Below are 16,206 nucleotides of genomic sequence, written 5' to 3'. Positions count from 1 at the left end.
AAGGATGCTCGCTTCCGTCGCGTTCGCTGCGATCGGGGTGGGGGGAGCCGCTGCTTGCACCAACACGGCGGGAGATTGCTTGCTGACGAACTCGTGCCCTCTGGCCATCTCGAGCGCTGGCGCTGGCGGCGGCGACACCCGGCCGAGTGCGTCCCGAGCGGGCACGGCGAGCCTGTGGAGGATGGCTGCGGCGTGTTCGTGTCGAGCAGCCTGGGCGAGGACAGCGGCGGAGGCGCGAAGGCGGCGCCCGCGAAGACGCTCGCAGCGGCGAGCGAGCGGATCCGTCAAGAGAATGCGCCGGGCCGGATCTACGCCTGCGCGGAGGAGTTCGCGGAGGCAGTGGAGCTGCCGGCAGGCGCGAGCCTCTACGGTGGGCTCGACTGCAAGCGCGGCTGGGCGTGGTCTCGGGATGCGAAGACGACGATCGCGGCCGGTCCGGATCAGGTGGCGCTCGCGGTGCGGGGCGCGGAAGGTACGACGCACATTGAGGGCGTGCTTGTCCAGGCGGCTGATGCGCAGACCGAGGGGGCGTCGTCGATCGCGATGCTGGTGGAGGGGGCGAGGGTGGAGCTCGTGCGGAGCGAGCTTGTCGCGGGCAGCGGCGCCGATGGGGCGCCGGGAGCACCGGGGGCGGAGCCAGTGGCGCCAGCCGATCCGGTGCCGCCCGCACAGGCCGGTGCGGCGGGCAATGGCGGGGTGAACGCGTGCAGCGATGTCGACGAAACGCCGGGACCGGATGCGATGGCGTCGGGCGGCGCGGTGGTGGAGAACGCGTGCGACGGGGAGAGCTCCGTCGGCGGCAAAGGAGGCGACGGCGCGATCGCGAGCGGCTTCGATGGCGAGGCGGGGGGCAGCTGTGTCGCTCGGACAGGCAGGGCTAGAAGACCGATCACGTTGAGGATTCGAGAGAAAACAACAGGGAGACGAGGGGGCGGGGAGGAAGAGAAAGAAAAATCTCCCCGTCTCCCCGTCTCCCTGTGAAACTTCTGCTCCTTCTCGGGGTTTCAACCTGTTCGGCGCGCTAGGATCGCCAGCAGCGCGAGCGCCCTTCTGGCGACCAGCTCAGCCTCCCGAGCGGTCGCTACGCGTCGCCGTCCGCCGGCGCCGCGGGCTCCCCGGCGGGCTTCTTGTCCGCCGGCTGCTCGGCGGGCTTCTTGCGCCGCCCGATCGCGAAGAAGTCGACCGCCGGCTTCAGGGAGCGCTCCAGCTTCGCGTCCGCGGCGGCCATCCGGGAGAGCGTCGTGTAATAGGCCGTCGCGGCCCACCACGCTTCGCTCTGGGCTTGCAGGATGGTGTCGGCGATCCGCTGGGCGAGATCGTCGACGGCGGCCTGGAGCGGCTTCATGCGCTCGATCAGGAGCAGATCGGCCTTCATCCCCTCGACGCTGATCTTGGGGAGCGTCACGCCGTTCGCATCGGCGAGCTCCCCGACGTGCCTGGCGATCGGCTCGCCGCCGGTGCGCATCTTCGTGGTGGCCTTGCGCTCCTCCGCCGTGAGCTCGACGGTGAACTTCTTCACCTTCTCCTCAAGCGACGACAGCTCCTCGACCAGCCCCTGGATCACCTTCTCCGAGGGGACGTTGTTTCCTACCTTGTTTTGCACGTAGAAACCTCCCGCATGAAAGGGCGACCGTACGGGGACCGAGCGAGCTCGTCAAAGCGGCAGCAGGCTTCCGGCGCATACACGCTAAGTCCGCGTCCAGTCCTTGATTTTTCAGAGTCGTATGCGCCGGCGGCGGAGTCGTATGCGCCGGTCGCCGAGTCGCCTCCGGCACTGCCAGGGGCGACCGAGGCGCCCGCGGACACCGCTGCGCCGCCCGCAGCCACCGCTGCGCCGCCCGCGGAGACCGCTGCGCCGCCCGCAGACACCGCCGCGCCGGCGGCGAACCGCGGAGAGACACGGGCGCGGTGGGGTTCGAGCGGCGCAGCTCCCGACGATGCCCGCGCGGCGCGGGCACCGAGAGCCCCGCTCCCGGGACCCTCGGCGAGCTACTCCCCCGTTCCCCCGTCCACCGCCGGGACGAGCTCGATATCGACGTTCTGAGGCACGAAGCTCTCGCACTCCTCGTTCATGACGGGCGCGAGCGTCTGCTCGAAGTCGTCGTAGCCTGTCCCCGAGATCTTCACCCACGTCACCCCGGCCGTCCACAGCTCGCAGACGAGCGTCTCCAGCGCTTCGGGAGGAGGCTGCGCGCGATCGACGGCGCACACCAGGTTGGCCTCGTCGAGCGTCTTCCAGGTGGTCGGATCGCTCAGGACGAAGATCGGCTCGTCCGCGGCGCTCCACGCGATGTGAACGGTGGTATCCGGCGGGACGGTGGCGCCCCTCGCGCGCACGGTGATCGTGAACAGCGCCTGTCTCGGCCCCATCGGACAGCCGCTGGCGTCGCCCGTACTCGAGCCGCCGGACCCGCCGCCCCCCGCGCCTTTACACGCGCCCACCACGGAAGCGCTCGCGATCGCCGCCGCGGCGATCGCCGCGAAGACCGTGAGCGATGCGATTCGACCGGGAGCAAAAGGAGGGCGTCGTGCCACAAGGGCGACAGGGTAGGGGCGACATGCCAGCAAATCCAGCGTGAGCAAGTTTTTGCGCAAGTGGAGCGCGCTCCTCCATGCGCCCTGCCCCCTCGCAGGCGGTCGCGGCGTTCAGGCCTGGGCCTTGAGCTCCGCGATGTCCTTGAGGAGGGCCTGCTCGTGCCCGTCGGGCTTCACCTTCAGATAGGTCCTTCGCAGCACGCCCGACGGATCGATGACGAATGTCGTCCGGTCCCAGTACAGGGTGCCTTTCCACTCGCTCTGCCCGACGCCCGCGGCCTTGAGCAGCTCGTGGCGCGTGTCGGCGAGCAGGTCGATGGTGAACGAGAACTTGTCGCAGAAGCTCTTGTGCGACGTGACGTCGTCCTCGCTGACGCCGACCACGGCGATGTTGGCGTCGTCGAAATCGGCCTTGGAGGCGGTGAACGACTTGCCCTGGATCGTGCATCCCGGCGTGTCGTCCTTCGGATAGACGTAGAGGACGAGCCATTTGCCCGCGAAATCCTCGAGCTTCACGGTCTTGCCGTCCTGGTTCGGCAGGGCGAAGCGCGGAAACGGCTTTCCAATCTCGACGCTCATCTTCTCTTTGCCTTTGCTGTGGGCCGGAGGAACGCTCCCCCTGGCCGGTGACGGGTCATGGGATGGGACGGATGGGACAGCGCAGCGGCGCGGACGTCACGTCGCTGGTCTGGCCTGGCCTGGCCTACCCACGCGCGATCTAGCGCGGGATGAGCCCCCGGAACCAGGCCGTAACCGAGGACGAGGACTCGTCCTGGAGCGCGTCCGGGCCTTCCAGCTCGTCGGCGAGCCCCCCGAGCGGCCCCTCGCTGCGCGGGGGCGGCGAGCTCGGGTGCTCGTCCCCGTGCGTCAGGATCGTGGCGCCCTCCAGGGTGGGCAGCAGGCTCAGGCCGCTGCCGCCGGCGGTCGGCTCCTTCGTGAGCGACTTGAACTCGAGGAGCATCATGTCGATGAGCTCGGCGATCTTCTGCGTCCCGTCGACCGCCCGCGCCGGCCCGCCCTTGGCGCGCTCTACGAGCGCGGCGACGTCGTCCTCGCTCACCGGGCGGCCGTAGCGGTAGAGGAAGCGGGTCAGGTCGCGGCCGAGCTCGCGCGCCGACAGGTAGCGAGCCGCCGGGTCGCGGGCGAGCGCGCGGCGGATGATCTGCTCCAGCTCGCGCGGCACATCGCTGTTGACCTGCTGGAGCGAGGGGATCACCGCGTCGCGCACCAGCCGCACCGTGATGTAGTCGGAGTCGCCGAGGAACAACCGGCGCCCGGCGAGCATCTCCCAGAGGATGATCCCGAGCGCGAAGATGTCCACGCGCTGGTCGACGCCCTGCTCGAGCACCGTCTCGGGCGCCAGGTAGCCGAACTTCCCCTTGATGATGCCCGCGTCGCTCTCGGCGAGCTGGCTCGACGCCTTCGCGAGCCCGAAGTCCACGATCTTCACCTCGCCGTAGCGGGTGATGAGCACGTTGGCCGGCGTGATGTCCCGGTGCACGATCTGGAGCGGCTTTCCGTCCGCGGTCGCGAGCTCGTGCGCGTAGGCGAGGCCCTGGCACATCTTCGCGGCCATGAAGACGGCGACCTCGACGGTCATCGGCCGGCCCACCTTCTTCTGGTGATCGAGGAGGGCCCTCAGGTCGGCGCCGTCCACGTACTCCATGACGATGAAGTAGGTGCCGTCGCCGACGCCGATGTCGAACACCGACACGACGTTCGAGTGCGAGAGGTGCGCCGAGAGGCGCGCCTCGTCGAGGAACATCGCGATGAACTGCTCCTTCTTGCTGAGCTGCGGCAGGACGCGCTTGATCGCGACCTGCTTCTTGAACCCTTCGATCCCCGCGCTCTCGGCGACGAAGACCTCCGCCATGCCCCCGGAGGCGAGGCGCTTGATGACCCGGTACCGCTGCTGCTCGGACATGCCCTGTCTATCGTCCTCCCGCCCCGTGCCGCCTGGCCGTCCAGTCTAGCGGCTCGGGACCCGCCGCGGATCAAATCCACGAGACGGCACGCGCCCTCGGGTCACCGGAACGTGGCGAGCGCCGCGACCGCCGCGAAGGAGAGCCCGACGAGCGCGGCGAGGGCGAGCGCCGACAGCAGCGGCTCCGCCCGCACGGCGGCGAGCAGCCGGTCGCGATCCTCCCTGGACAGCGGCGCGCCGTGGGCGCCGTCCTTGCCCTCGCCGCCCGAGGCGGCCGCGACGTGCGCCTCCAGGCGGCGCCGCGCGGTCCTGGATCGCAGCGCGAGCAGCAGCACCTGCGCCGCCGCGGACGCGGCGAGGACCGCGAGGCCAGCGCGCCGCGCATGCGAGGCGCGGGCCCGCTCGCGCGCCTCGGCCGCCGGCATCCCGTCCGCGAGCAGCGCCACGCGCCGCGGCGAGGCGGACGCCGCCGCGGGCGCGATCGGCCAGGCCACCGTGCCCGCGCCCTGCTCGTAGGGGTCGCTCGCGACAACGGCCCAGTCCGCCTCCCCGGGCGCGGGGCTGTCCGGGAGCGCCACCCTCCCCGAGAAGAAGCCCGCGCCGTCCCCCGCGAGCGGGACGATCGTCCCGCGCGCACGGCCGCGCGCACCTCCGATCGAGACGTAGGCGCGCGGCCTCGGCGTCGGGGAGATCAACCGGAGCTCGGGCCGTTCGCCATCGAGGCCGCCCGGATCGAGCCAGATGGCTCCCGGGATCACGGGCAGCTTCCCTTCCCAGGTGCCGCTCGCGGTCCGTGCCCCTGGCGGTGCGCTCCCCGGGTGGGTCGCGCGGAGCGTGAGCTCGACCGTGTGCGCCAGCGGCTTGAGCGTGAGCTCCGCGGCGCCGCGCGCATCGGCCGTGATCTGCGCCGGACCGCCGCCGTGCCCCGCGAGCTCCGCCCCGACGGCGCTCGCCTCGAGGCGCGCCCCTGCCGCGGGCGTTCCGTCCTGCGTCTCGAGCGCGACGCGCACCCGCTCCGGGAACGGAGCTGCCAGGGCTCCCCGCGCCGCCGTGACCTGCAGGCGGAGCTCCCCGTGCGCCGCGCCTGGCAGCGCGGTCGCGTGCGCCGCGCCTGGCAGCGCGCTCGTGTCCGCCGCCGGGAGCGGCGGCAGCAGCGGGAGCTGCCGCTCCAGGAGCGTGTCGCTGCCCAGCGCGATCCGCACGGTCACCGGCTCCCGCAGCCCCGCCGGCGCGCGCAGCAGCGCCTCGCCGATGCCGTCCCTGTCGAGCGAGCCGGTCCATCGTCCGAGCGGCGCCCCTGCGGACGCGGCGCTCACCTCGATCTGCCGGATCGCCGCCGGATCGTCGGCGCCGTGGAGGCGGCGCACCCCTTCGATGCGGAGCGCCAGCGCCTCGCTTCCGGCGATGGGCGTCCCCCACACGCGCACGCCGGTGGCCATGCGCGGCGAGCCTGGCCCCAGGATCGCGAGGGCTGCCAGCCCGATGCCCAGCGCGGGCAGGACGTACGTCGCTGCGTTGGGCATCGAGAGCATCCTGTCCCAGCATACCTCTCCGTCCTTGCGGCGCGGGCGGGGTGCGGCTCCCGCCTGGCTGCTCGCGCGGAGCGCTGGCCTGGGCTGAGCCCCTTTGCGTCCGGGCGTCTCCTCCGATAGGAAGCCGCCGATGGCAGCCGACAGACCGGTGAAGCGCAAGCGCAAGGGTTCGGGGACCACGGGGCAGGGCGGTGAGATCGTGTTGCGGCAGCGGACCGATCCGCGGAGCGAGCGGCGCTTCGAGCCGAAGGCGTCGCTCGAGCTCGGCCTCACGATGCTCGGCATGTCCGTCGCGGCGCTGCTGGCCGGGGCGGGTGTTTACGGTCAGTGGTTCCGGGGCGAGGACGCGGGCGCGCACCCGGCAGCCACGTACCTGCTCCTCGGCGCCTTGCTCCTCGGGGCGGCGGTGGGGCTCTTCGGTCAGTGGTCGATGAAGTCGCTTCGTGTCGGTGACGCCGGGGTGGGGCTGGAGAGCGGGCCTGGCGAGATCGAGCGCATCGGCTGGCACGATGTGACGGGCCTGTTGCTCACGGAGACCGCGCTCACGGTCCAGGGCAGCGGCACGGCGATCGCCATCCCGCTGCGAGCGCACCTCGCGGCGGCCGCGCGCGTGCTGGCCGAGGCGAGGGCGCGTATCCCCGCGCGTGCGGCGGACATCAAGGAAGGCGCGCTGCCTCCGCCCGACGATGCCGCCGGCGAGGTGCGCTCGCTGGAGCCGCCGCAGGTCGCCGGCCTCCGCTGCAAGGCGACCGACAAGCTGATCGCCTTCGAGGCCGACGCTCGTCTCTGCGGCCGTTGCGGCGAGCACTACCACAAGGAAGGCGTCCCCCAGCGCTGCGTGACCTGCGAAGCGCCTCTGCGCTGAGCGCCTTGATTTCATGGGGGCCGGGCAGCCGGCACCCCCTTCCGGGCGCTCCGCTCCACGCCCTCAGATCGCGAATCGCCCCGCGTGCTCCCGGAGGAACGCGATGTAGACGTCCGCCTCCTGGTGCGACGCCACCTCGCCCGCCTCGACCGACTCCTCGAGCGCGCGCTTGAGCTCGCCGATCCGCCGCGACGGCGGCAGCCCGAACGCATGCATGATGGCGTCGCCGATGCCGCTCGGCAGCGGCGGCACCACCGCGTCCTCCGCCTGGACCTGGAGCACCCGCTCGGCGAGCTCGCTGATCTGCTTCAGCCCCTTCCGCTTCTTCTCGGGCCGCTTCGTGGTGATGTCCGCCCGCGACAGGTCGAGCACGTCCTTCAGGCAACCGCCCATCTCCTTGGCGAACCGGCGCACCGCGCTGTCGGTCCACGACGCGTCGTACTGGCTCGCCCGGAGGTGGTGCAGGATCAGGAAGCGGATGCTGCTCTTCAGCGCATCCTCCTTCGTGAAGAGCGGCAGCCGCCGGTCGATCTTGTCGAACATGCGCGCGCCGACCTCGGCGTGACCGAAGAAGTGGACCTCGCCCGTCGGCGAGATGGAGCGCGTCCTCGTCTTGCCGATGTCGTGGAGCAGGGCCGCCCAGCGGACCTCGAGCCTCGGGACGGCCTGACGCACCACCTGCTTCGTGTGCTTCCAGACGTCCTTGTGGCGCCACTCCCCGTCGCCGAAACCCACCATCGCCTCGACCTCGGGCAGCATCGCGGCGAGGGCGCCCGACTCGAGCAGGGCGTCGAGCCCGGCCTCGGCGTCGTCGCTCATCATGACCCGGTCGAGCAGCTTGCGGACGTCGGGCAGGTGGGCGGCGGCCGCGGCCTTGAAGTCGGCGGGCCGCCCGGAGATCACCCTGGACGAGGCGCGTGGCTCGGCGCCCGCCTCGGGCTGCTCGGCCTCCGCCTTCTCTGCTCGCTGGACGGCCCACTCGAGGGCCTCCATCGCCCGCTTCGGGCTCGCTTCCTGGGTGAGAATCTCCTGCACGCTGGCCTTCCACACTTTCGAGGTTACGGGGTCGCCCACGGGGCGCCGGCTGGCGCGGCCCGAACGGGGGTTCGCCGGTTTAGAGCCAGCCGCACCTTCGCGCAATGGTTCGTCGCGTTCGTCGCGTTCGTCGCGTTCGTCGCTCGACACGCCGCCGGATGACGTGCGTCCGCAGGCGATGGATGCGTCAGGTGCGGAGGAGCCGCCCCACGTGGTCCTTCTCCCAGGCGAGGGAGCGCTCGTAGTCGCGGAAGAGCCGCTCGCGGGCGAGGAACTGGGGCGGATGGAGCATCCGGCGCCCGTGGCCGTGGCTCGCCGGCATCACGTGGTGGAGCATCTCGTGGTAGATGACGTAACAGATGAAGTAGCGGGGGACCCAGGGCCGGTCGAGCACGGGGTGGATGCGGATCAGCCGCTCGACCGCCGAGTAGCTCCCGAGCTTGATGGTGCGCCGCGGCTTCCGCGCCTTGGTCCGCTTGCCCCAGGTGATCAGCGCGTCGACCCCGCCGCCGAAGTACCCGTGGTTCAGCTTCTGGAACAGGATCAGCAGGTCGTGCGTCCGCCCCTGCGTCGAGAGCGGCGTGCTCACCGGCCGGCTCGCCCGGATGCGGTGGCCGTTCTCGTCGATGTACTGGCCGACCACGAGCGAGGCGGCCCGGTCCTGCGTCACGACGTACCGGACGAGCGCCTCCTGCACGACCGTCGGCGCATCCAGGAACATGTGGTGGACGCGCGCCTGCAGGATGCCCTCCCGGAACGAGGAGGAGATCATCTGCCGGTAGTTGTCGGTCACCGAGAGGAGGACCGGCCGCTTCTGGGCCAGCTCCAGCCGCCGGATGAGCGCCTGGCGCGCCCCCTCGTGCACGTAGATGTGCGGCTGGCCCGGCGGCAGATCGATGTCGATCGGATGATGACGGGGGTCCGGCACCCGGACGACCGCCCGGGCGACACGCGGCAGCAGGGAAGTACGCGCCGCGCCCTTCCCACCGCTGCGCGACAGACGGCCTGGAGGGGGTTGAGCGAAGGGGAAGGCCATCTGTCCCGCCATCTCAATCCTCCTTATTTGGGCGTATTCTCGGGTGGGATCCTTGTCAAGCGAGCGGCCGAGAACATCGAAATCATTCGGATTTGTGACTATGGAAGCGGGGGGGCCGGCCCCACCGGAGGGAGACGGACGGCGTCCCGGCCGCCGCTCGCCGGTGATCTGGATTTTCTTTGCAAATTCATGTGGTTGGTGTGAAGGCCACGAGCGCCTGCGCCGGTCGGGCCGCCTTCCGCCTCGGACGCGCGTCTTCTGCTCCTGCTCTCTCTCCCGCCATGACCGGGCGCCGTGCGCAGCGCCTCGCTCATCGCGAGGCGAGCGCCCGGGGATCGAGGATCTGCGTCATGCGCCAGCGGCCCTGCGCGCGCCGGGAAGGCTCCGGCTCGAGGGCGACGACCAGGGCAGTACAGAAGCCGGCGGGGAGCAGCGCTGTCGCGCCCCGGCCGGGCGTGTCGACGAGCGTACGGACGAGGTGCTCGACGTTCGGCTGGTGCCCGACGAGCAGCGCGTCGGCGCCGCCTCGGGCGAGCACGGCGACCAGCGAGCTCGGGAGCCCGGCGTCGAGCGCGAGCTCGTCCCGGAGCGCGACCTCCGGCGCGCCGCAGATCGGCGCCGCGATCTCGGCGGTCTCTCTCGCGCGCGCGAGGGGGCTCGCGAGCACCAGCGGCAGCGGGGCGCCGCCCCGGAGGCGGTGGAGCTCGAGCGAGACCCGCGCCACGCGCTCGCGGCCCTCGGGGGTGAGCCTCCGGTCCGCGTCGCGCCCGCTGGTCGCCCGCTCCTCCGCCGGGCCGTGCCGCATCACGTAGAGGTGCATGGCGTCGGTGGCGGCCGGCGTCAGTTCGTCTTGCCCGGGGGACGGCGGGCGTCCTGGCCGGACGGGGCTGCCTCACCGCGACCCTTCGCCTGCGCGGGGGCCTCGGCCGCGGCTCCGCCCTTCGGGCCGGGGCTCGCGGCGCCGTTCGTCGGGGCGGCCCCGCCGACGCGCGAGATGCCGTGCTTCGCGAGGACCATCGACTCGATCTTGTCGAGCACCGCCGGGTGCTGCTCGAGGTAGGTGCGGGCGTTCTCCCGGCCCTGACCGATGCGCTCGCCCTGGAACGAGAACCAGGAGCCGCTCTTCTCGATGATGCTCGCCTCGGTCGCGAGGTCGATGACGTCGCCGCTGTGGCTGATGCCCTGGCCGTACAGGATGTCGAACTCCACCTCGCGGAACGGGGGAGCCATCTTGTTCTTCACGACCTTGACGCGGGTCCGGTTGCCGACGACCGCCGGCTCCTTGCCGCCCGCGGCGGCCTCCTTGATGGCGCCGATGCGGCGGATGTCGAGCCGGACCGAGGCGTAGAACTTGAGGGCGTTGCCGCCGCTCGTCGTCTCGGGGCTGCCGAACATGACGCCGATCTTCATCCGGATCTGGTTGATGAACATCAGCAGGCACTGCGAGCGCGAGGTCGTGCCGGTCAGCTTGCGGAGCGCCTGGCTCATCAGCCGGGCCTGGAGGCCGACGTGGCTGTCGCCCATGTCGCCCTCGATCTCGGCCTTGGGGACGAGCGCGGCGACCGAGTCGACGACGATGATGTCGACGGCGTTCGAGCGGACCAGCATGTCGGCGATCTCGAGCGCCTGCTCGCCGTAGTCGGGCTGGGAGATGAGCAGCTCGTCGGTCTTCACGCCGAGCTTCTTGGCGTAGTTCACGTCGAGGGCGTGCTCGGCGTCGATGAACGCCGCCGTCCCGCCCGCCCGCTGGACGGCCGCGATGGCGTGGAGGGTGAGGGTCGTCTTGCCGCTCGACTCCGGCCCGTAGACCTCGACGATGCGGCCGCGCGGGTAGCCGCCGATGCCGAGGGCGATGTCCAGGCCGAGCGAGCCGGTCGCCACGGCCGCGACCTCGTCGTGCAGCGTCTGCCCGTCCTTGAGGCGCATGATCGCCCCCTTGCCGTACTCCTTCTCGACGCTGGCGATCGCGAGCTCGAGGGCGGCAGACTTCTGCTTGGTGTTCTTCTCGTCACTCATGCGTACCTCGGGAGGGAGCGATGGGAGGGGGCGACGGCGGGGGGACCGCGGAGGTGGACCCACGACGCGCGGGGCAACAGTTTCCGGCAGCTTTACTGTCCGGTTGTTCAGGAAGCAAGACCTCCGCATCCCGGATAGGACCGAAAACGTCCGAGCAGCGGGCCGGCCCGGCAGGCGCTCCGGAGGGCGGTGATGTCGCGGTCGGAAGCGGTTCCTGGTTGAGGTCGAGTCTCACAACCAGGGCAACAATCGTGATCGTCGCACACAGGGAGCACTGGCGGGCTCTTCAACTGTGCGCCACATCTTCCACGTGGGGGGCGGGGGGCGCTTTTTCCCGGGGTTTTCCCTGGGTCGGTACGAGCTCGTCCTGCGGGTGGCCGCAGGCGACGTGGGTGAGGTCTGGGCGGCGCGGCTGAGGCGGGAGCACGGGTTTCAGCGGCTCTTCGCGATCAAGGTGCTTCGCCCGGAGCTCTCGCCCGATCCCGACGCCGTCCAGACATTCCTCGACGAAGCCGCGCTGGCCGCGCGCATCAGGCACCCGAACGTGGTGCCCGTCGTGGATCTGGGCGAGACGGACGGCACGTTCTTCTACGTCATGGAGTGGGTGAGCGGGGAGCCGCTCTCGTCGGTGCTGCGCGCCGCGCGCGGGCGCCCGGCGCCGGTGCTCGTCGCGGCGAGGCTCGCCTACCAGATCTGCGCGGCCCTCGACGCCGCGCACGAGCTGCGGGACGAGGGCGGCAACCCCCGGGAGCTCCTGCACTACGACGTCTCGCCGGACAACGTCCTCATCACGTCCGAGGGGCTCGTCCGCATGGTCGATTTCGGCATCGCGAAGCTCGAGGAAGGGCGGATGTCCGAGCGACGGCCGCAGGCGCTGCGCGGCGACGGCGGGCGCGCTTCAACGGTGGGCGCGGCGGGCGCGGCGGGCGGCGAGGGGGGCGCGTTCCTGTTCCGGAGCAGCGCGCCGTACATGGCGCCGGAGCACATCCGGGGGCAGCCGTGCGATCGGCGGTCCGATCTCTTCGGGGTCGGGGTGCTCCTCTACGAGCTCCTGTCGGGCGCCCATCCCTTCCAGGCCGACGACAGCGAGAGCACGATGACCCACATCGCGAGCGAGCGGCCTGCCGCGCCGCTGTCGTCGCGGGCGGCGCCGTCCCGGCGCGGGTTCGCGGAGCGCCTGAGCGCGCCGCCGCCGCCCGAGCCGATCCCGCCCGCGCTCGATCGCCTCGTCTCCGAGGCGCTCGCCAAGTCGCCCACCGCGCGCACGGCGACGGCCGCGAAGCTCATGCGCGCGCTCGAGGAGGCGATCCCGGGCGCCGCGAACCCGGGCAACGACGCGCTCGTCGCCGGCTGGCTCGGACAGATCCTGGGCGCCGCGTCCCACCTCCGCACGCAGCAGCTGCGCGCCGCGCTCGAGTCGCTCGATCCCGGGGATCGCTCGGCCGACGACGAGGCGGAGCCCTCGCCCGCCCAGCGGCGCTGGCTGCAGGCGCTGCTGGTGTTCGGGGCCGCCGTCCTCGGGGTCGCGCTCGCCGGGATCGCGGCGGTGAGGGACAGCCCGCTCCCGCCCGCCGCCGTCTCCGCGCCGGCCGGGCCGCGCCCGAAGGGCGCCGCGGCGAGCGTCAGCTCGCCCCCACGTCGCCGAGGAGCGGCGACCACGCCGCTCCCGAAATGAGCCAGAGCTGGTGCGAGGTCCGCGTCACCGCGACGTGGAGCCGCCGGCGGGCCTCGTGGTTCATCGGGTACGCCGCAGCGGTCGCGTCGGGCACGACGACGTAGTCGAACTCGAGCCCCTTCGCGCTGTCCACGTCGGTGACGTCGATGCCCGGCTCGAACGAGAACGCTCCCTCCAGCACGAGCCTCGCCTCCGGCAGCTCCGCGATCAGCGCGTGGAGCTCCCGCGCGGCGCCTGCGTCCCGCGCGATGACGGCCACCGAGGCGCGGGGCTCCCGCCCGACGAGGTCGCGGAGCGCGCCGGCGAGGAACAGGTGCGCCTGCGCCTCGCTCGGGAAGCGGAAGAGCCCGACCGGCGCGCCGTCCCGGGCCGCGCGCGCGGGCGCCTCGGGCGCGAGCTCGCCGAGGAGCCGCCGCGCGAGCTCCGCCACCGGCCGCGGGCACCGGTACGACACAGCGAGGCGGCAGGTCGCCGCGTCGCCCACGCCGAGCGCCGCTCGCGCCGCGTCCCACCCGGCGAAGCTCGAGGAGGTCTGCTGCGCCTCGTCGCCGGCGAGCGTGACGCTGCGCGTCTCGCCAAGGAGCTTTCCCAGGACGAACAGCTCGAACAGCGAGAAGTCCTCGGCCTCGTCGAGCACGAGGTGCGACCACCCCGCCCCGTCCAGGCCGCGGCGAGCGGCGCGAAGGAAGAGCAGGATCGGCAGATCGTCGACGTCGAGCGTCCCCGCGAGCTCGTCCGGCGTCCCTTCCGCGATGGCGCGGCCGTCGAGCGCCCGCTTCCTCTCGGCCACGGTGATCGAGGCGAGCTGCCGGTCGAGCGGCTCGGCGATCTGCAGCAGGGTGTGCCGGACGGTCTCCTCGACGGCGCTCCTGGGGAGGTCCCCGCCCGAGGCGGCGACGACGCCCTCGAGGAACCCTCGATCCGTGAAGACGTCGGCGAGGCGGCGGCGCAGCCGCGGGAGCGTCGTGTTCGCCGGGGCGAGCCTGGCGAACCGCTCGCGCAGCGCACTGTAGAGCGCCGGGTGGCGCTTGAGGCTGGAGACGAGCGCCGGGGGATCGTCGCACAGGGCGATCGGCTTGCCGAAGACCTCGCGCGCGGTCGCCGACGACCAGGCGTCGAGCGTCTTCACCTGGGCCTCCCCCGCGCCGAGCGGCGAGAGCAGGCGGCGCGACAGCCGCGCGAGGCCCTCCTCGGGGACGACGACGTTCATGGCCGAGAGCGGGCAACGCGCCGGATCGAGCGCGGCGATCCGGGCGAGGCGGTGCAGCGCCACGGTCGTCTTTCCGCTCCCGGCGCTGCCGAGCACGAGGAGCGGCTGCTCGGGGGGCGCGCACACGGCGGCGTACTGGTCGGCGTCGAGCAGGGCGGTGACCTCCGCGGCCTTCGCGTGGTCCGTGGCGCCGGCGCCGACGCCGAGGCTCCCGGGGCGGGCGGCCGTGCCCGCGCCGCCCGGCTGCATGGCGAGCGCCGCGCGCTCGGCGAGGGTCCATCGCCCGTCGCCTCGCCGCGTCAGGACGAGGCCGTCGCCCACGATCCGGGTGAGGGCGCCGCGCTCCACGACGACGATGCGGCGCGCCTTCACCACGCCCTCGGCCACGCGCCCCGGGAAGACCTCCTCGTACTCGTCGCCCTCGCGGTACCGGTAGAAGATCTGCGCCACCGGCGCGACGCGCCAGTCGAGGATGCGCACGTCGGCCGACGGATCCAGGAACGTCGCGTGGCCGAGCAGGTAGTCCTTCGCCCCTTTGCCCTCGTCGATCCGGAGGTGGGCGAGGTACGGGCAGAGCGGGTCGGGCAGCGCCTCCCTGGGCTCCTGCTCGATGAGGCGCTGCCGCACGCTCATCTCGAGGAGCACCGCCGGCAGATCGTCGGCCGAGGCCGCGGCGGCCTCGTCGCGGAGCTCCCGGAGCGCCGCGACGGACCTGAGCTCGCGCGGCGCGCGCCCGCCGACGCGCGCCGCGCGCTCCTGGGCCCTGTCCAGCGCGGCGCGCACGCGCTCGAGGAGCGTGGCCTCTTCCTCGAGGACGGCGCGCGCCTCGACGGGCAGATCAAGCGTGCTCTCCAGCATGATGGGCCTCCTTGCGCCCCTCGCCTCCGCGAGGGGTCGAGCTCGATGGGTGAATGGTTCGTTCACTTTTGAGGCGAGGCAAAGCGAAGGTTACGCGAAGAAGCTCCTGAGTCCGGCAAGGTGGTATTTCGAGTAACCGTGGACCGCTTCCCGGATGGCGTCCTCGTCCTCGAAGCGGGCGAGGGCGTTCACCATCGTCCTGACGAAGCCCTGGTAGATCTGGTCCAGGTTGAACCGCATCGCCTCGGTCACCGAGAGGCACGGGTCGAGGGCGCGGAAGTGCTCTATCGCCAGCGCGATGAGGCGCTCGACGGTCCCCTCGGAGAACCGCTCGTACCTGGAGCCGACGGCCCGCCCCAGGAGGATCACGACGCGCAGCCGGTTCTCGATGCAGAAGCGGAGGAGCTCCTCGGAGATCAGGTGGTAGGCGGCCGTCGGCGGGAGCGCCCGGACGTCCTCCACGCCGTCGAGCGCCTTCACGCGGCGGCGCAGCAGGATCGTGAAGGCGCGGGCGAAGCCGTCGTCGACGATCCCGTAGAAGAGCGCGTCCTTGTTCGCGAAGTACCGGTAGATGTTGCCCGTCGAGACGCCCGCCGCCCGGGCGATCTCGGCCATGGTCGCGCTCTCGTACCCCTTCCGCGCGAAGATCATCAGCGCGGCGGAGGTGATGCTCTCCTGGACGTCGTCTTTGAGGTACTGCGCCATGGTGAATAATGAACGTTGCGTTCACTTATAGCGACGGGCGCCGGCGCGTCAAGCGAGCGGGCGGATCGCGGCCTCAGGGGTCGACGGTGCCTTCGAGGATCGCGCGCGGGCCGTCGAGGAGCATGAAGCGCGCCTCCTCCTCGCCGACCCTGGCGAAGAGCGCCTTGATGCCGTCGCGCACGTCGGGGACGTCCTTGGCTGCGTGGGCGTCGCTGCACGCGGCGTAGTAGTAGCCGGCCTCGAGCAGCTGCTCGGCGGCCCGGCGGGGGGTGCGCCCGTACTTGCCGGTGAGCGCGGCGACGTCGAGGAGGAGCACCGCGCCCGCGTCGAGCAGCGGATCGAGCGAGGCGATGTCGTCGAAGACGGGCTCGTAACGCTCCGGGTGGGCGATGACGGGGCGGAGCTTGCGGCGGCTGAGGTCGAAGAGCCGCTCCGCGGCGCGGGCGGGGAAGCTCCGGGTCGGGAACTCGACGAGCGCGGCGCGGCCGCCCGGGAAGGGGAGGGCGCTGCCGTCGAGGAGGCGCTGGAAGACGATGTCGTCGAAGAAGTGCTCCGACGAGAGATCGAGCGCGGGCAGGTCGCGCGCGCCGGCCGCGGCCCGCAGCGCGGTGCAGGTCGCGTCGTAGGCGGCCTGGAGGCCCTGCCGGGTGTTGTCGAACATCCCGGGGCGCATGTGCGGCGTCGCCACGACGGTGTCGAACCCGGCGCCGCGGAGCGCGGTGAGGAGGGCGAGGCTCTCCTCGACGGTGCGGGCGCCGTCGTCGACGCCCGCGACCCAGTGGGAGTGCAGATCGATGAAGCCGCGCATCGTCGCT

Annotated in this window: 15 protein-coding genes; 3 read left to right on the top strand and 12 right to left on the bottom strand. The window is 72.2% G+C overall.

Annotation, left to right across the window (positions count from 1 at the left end; all coding sequences use genetic code 11):
- Positions 1-93: 93 nt before the first annotated feature.
- On the top strand, positions 94-981 hold the full coding sequence (locus WMF27_RS29685) for a hypothetical protein (protein WP_437765506.1): 888 nt from the start codon (positions 94-96) through the stop codon (positions 979-981).
- A gap of 100 nt (positions 982-1,081) precedes the next feature.
- Here WMF27_RS29685 and WMF27_RS29680 read toward each other — a convergent pair whose 3' ends face one another.
- From WMF27_RS29680 to WMF27_RS29660, 5 genes are all read right to left on the bottom strand, one after another.
- Positions 1,082-1,603, bottom strand: coding sequence for a hypothetical protein (locus WMF27_RS29680; RefSeq protein WP_437765507.1), 522 nt, complete (start codon positions 1,601-1,603; stop codon positions 1,082-1,084).
- 386 nt (positions 1,604-1,989) lie between these two features.
- Positions 1,990-2,370 (bottom strand): hypothetical protein, encoded by a 381-nt coding sequence (locus tag WMF27_RS29675; RefSeq protein WP_437293875.1) that lies wholly within the window; start codon positions 2,368-2,370, stop codon positions 1,990-1,992.
- 276 nt (positions 2,371-2,646) lie between these two features.
- On the bottom strand, positions 2,647-3,114 hold the full coding sequence (locus WMF27_RS29670; RefSeq protein WP_012238595.1) for a peroxiredoxin: 468 nt from the start codon (positions 3,112-3,114) through the stop codon (positions 2,647-2,649).
- A gap of 139 nt (positions 3,115-3,253) precedes the next feature.
- The gene (locus tag WMF27_RS29665) at positions 3,254-4,459 is read right to left on the bottom strand and encodes a serine/threonine-protein kinase (protein ID WP_437765509.1); all 1,206 of its coding nucleotides are present in this window, start codon (positions 4,457-4,459) and stop codon (positions 3,254-3,256) included.
- A 101-nt stretch (positions 4,460-4,560) separates the two neighbouring features.
- Positions 4,561-5,982 (bottom strand): hypothetical protein, encoded by a 1,422-nt coding sequence (locus WMF27_RS29660; protein WP_437765510.1) that lies wholly within the window; start codon positions 5,980-5,982, stop codon positions 4,561-4,563.
- Positions 5,983-6,121: 139 nt separating this feature from the next.
- Here WMF27_RS29660 and WMF27_RS29655 point away from each other — a divergent pair, with 139 nt between their 5' ends.
- Complete coding sequence (locus WMF27_RS29655; protein WP_437765511.1) at positions 6,122-6,856, top strand: hypothetical protein; 735 nt, start codon at positions 6,122-6,124, stop codon at positions 6,854-6,856.
- A 63-nt stretch (positions 6,857-6,919) separates the two neighbouring features.
- Here the strand turns inward: WMF27_RS29655 and WMF27_RS29650 are convergent, their stop codons facing one another.
- The 4 genes from WMF27_RS29650 to recA form a co-directional block, all read right to left on the bottom strand.
- Positions 6,920-7,891, bottom strand: a complete 972-nt coding sequence (locus tag WMF27_RS29650) for an HDIG domain-containing metalloprotein (protein ID WP_437765512.1) — start codon at positions 7,889-7,891, stop codon at positions 6,920-6,922.
- Between the two features lie 187 nt (positions 7,892-8,078).
- On the bottom strand, positions 8,079-8,939 hold the full coding sequence (locus WMF27_RS29645) for a hypothetical protein (RefSeq protein ID WP_437765513.1): 861 nt from the start codon (positions 8,937-8,939) through the stop codon (positions 8,079-8,081).
- A 298-nt stretch (positions 8,940-9,237) separates the two neighbouring features.
- Positions 9,238-9,747 carry a SixA phosphatase family protein gene (locus tag WMF27_RS29640; RefSeq protein ID WP_437765514.1) on the bottom strand — a complete coding sequence of 170 codons (510 nt, stop codon included), beginning with the start codon at positions 9,745-9,747 and terminating at the stop codon, positions 9,238-9,240.
- 20 nt (positions 9,748-9,767) lie between these two features.
- The gene (recA, locus tag WMF27_RS29635; RefSeq protein ID WP_437765515.1) at positions 9,768-10,943 is read right to left on the bottom strand and encodes a recombinase RecA; all 1,176 of its coding nucleotides are present in this window, start codon (positions 10,941-10,943) and stop codon (positions 9,768-9,770) included.
- 292 nt (positions 10,944-11,235) lie between these two features.
- Here recA and WMF27_RS29630 point away from each other — a divergent pair, with 292 nt between their 5' ends.
- Positions 11,236-12,618 (top strand): serine/threonine-protein kinase, encoded by a 1,383-nt coding sequence (locus tag WMF27_RS29630; protein WP_437765516.1) that lies wholly within the window; start codon positions 11,236-11,238, stop codon positions 12,616-12,618.
- Here the strand turns inward: WMF27_RS29630 and WMF27_RS29625 are convergent.
- From WMF27_RS29625 to WMF27_RS29615, 3 genes are all read right to left on the bottom strand, one after another.
- Positions 12,566-14,686, bottom strand: a complete 2,121-nt coding sequence (locus tag WMF27_RS29625) for an ATP-binding domain-containing protein (RefSeq protein WP_437765517.1) — start codon at positions 14,684-14,686, stop codon at positions 12,566-12,568. The two genes, WMF27_RS29630 and WMF27_RS29625, sit on opposite strands and share 53 nt — an antisense overlap.
- A 90-nt stretch (positions 14,687-14,776) precedes the next feature.
- Positions 14,777-15,391 (bottom strand): TetR/AcrR family transcriptional regulator, encoded by a 615-nt coding sequence (locus WMF27_RS29620; protein ID WP_437765518.1) that lies wholly within the window; start codon positions 15,389-15,391, stop codon positions 14,777-14,779.
- Between the two features lie 73 nt (positions 15,392-15,464).
- Positions 15,465-16,199, bottom strand: a complete 735-nt coding sequence (locus WMF27_RS29615) for a tyrosine-protein phosphatase (protein WP_437765519.1) — start codon at positions 16,197-16,199, stop codon at positions 15,465-15,467.
- Positions 16,200-16,206 lie beyond the last annotated feature (7 nt).

Origin of the sequence: Sorangium sp. So ce281, from assembly GCF_051527395.1 — a bacterium.
Classification (GTDB): domain Bacteria; phylum Myxococcota_A; class Polyangia; order Polyangiales; family Polyangiaceae; genus Sorangium; species Sorangium cellulosum_B.
This window is presented reverse-complemented; position numbering and strand designations above follow the sequence as displayed.

What these genes read in the sequence shown, in the direction of transcription:
- WMF27_RS29660 (WP_437765510.1), bottom strand. Translation starts at nt 5,982, where the DNA reads ATGCCCAACGCAGCGACGTACGTCCTGCCCGCGCTGGGCATCGGGCTG.
- WMF27_RS29675 (WP_437293875.1), bottom strand. Translation starts at nt 2,370, where the DNA reads ATGGGGCCGAGACAGGCGCTGTTCACGATCACCGTGCGCGCGAGGGGC.
- recA (WP_437765515.1), bottom strand. Translation starts at nt 10,943, where the DNA reads ATGAGTGACGAGAAGAACACCAAGCAGAAGTCTGCCGCCCTCGAGCTC.
- WMF27_RS29670 (WP_012238595.1), bottom strand. Translation starts at nt 3,114, where the DNA reads ATGAGCGTCGAGATTGGAAAGCCGTTTCCGCGCTTCGCCCTGCCGAAC.
- WMF27_RS29645 (WP_437765513.1), bottom strand. Translation starts at nt 8,939, where the DNA reads ATGGCGGGACAGATGGCCTTCCCCTTCGCTCAACCCCCTCCAGGCCGT.
- WMF27_RS29665 (WP_437765509.1), bottom strand. Translation starts at nt 4,459, where the DNA reads ATGTCCGAGCAGCAGCGGTACCGGGTCATCAAGCGCCTCGCCTCCGGG.
- WMF27_RS29640 (WP_437765514.1), bottom strand. Translation starts at nt 9,747, where the DNA reads ATGCACCTCTACGTGATGCGGCACGGCCCGGCGGAGGAGCGGGCGACC.
- WMF27_RS29615 (WP_437765519.1), bottom strand. Translation starts at nt 16,199, where the DNA reads ATGCGCGGCTTCATCGATCTGCACTCCCACTGGGTCGCGGGCGTCGAC.
- WMF27_RS29655 (WP_437765511.1), top strand. Translation starts at nt 6,122, where the DNA reads ATGGCAGCCGACAGACCGGTGAAGCGCAAGCGCAAGGGTTCGGGGACC.
- WMF27_RS29620 (WP_437765518.1), bottom strand. Translation starts at nt 15,391, where the DNA reads ATGGCGCAGTACCTCAAAGACGACGTCCAGGAGAGCATCACCTCCGCC.
- WMF27_RS29625 (WP_437765517.1), bottom strand. Translation starts at nt 14,686, where the DNA reads ATGCTGGAGAGCACGCTTGATCTGCCCGTCGAGGCGCGCGCCGTCCTC.